Genomic DNA, 219 nt, shown 5'->3' on the forward strand with positions numbered 1-219 from the left:
TGACTGGCCCGAGCGATGTGGTCGAAGGTGAAACCACCACCGACTACACCGTCAGCCTGAGCGAAGCGGTGCCGGCGGGTAAATCGGTCACCGTGGCGCTGACGTACAGCTACACCACGGCCTCCGGCACGGACATCACTGAAGTGGCCGATGTGACCATCACCGGTCCGGCGAGCAGTGCGACCTTCAACATTGCCACCATCGATGATGCGCTGGCCG

1 protein-coding gene is annotated in these 219 nt (G+C 63.0%); it reads left to right on the top strand.

Annotated features, from left to right (window positions below):
* Positions 1 to 219 (top strand): hypothetical protein (locus JYB63_RS23185; RefSeq protein WP_205660261.1); only part of this gene is annotated, 219 nt, incomplete at both ends.

Source organism: Aliamphritea spongicola (assembly GCF_017051665.1).
GTDB lineage: Bacteria > Pseudomonadota > Gammaproteobacteria > Pseudomonadales > Balneatricaceae > Amphritea > Amphritea spongicola.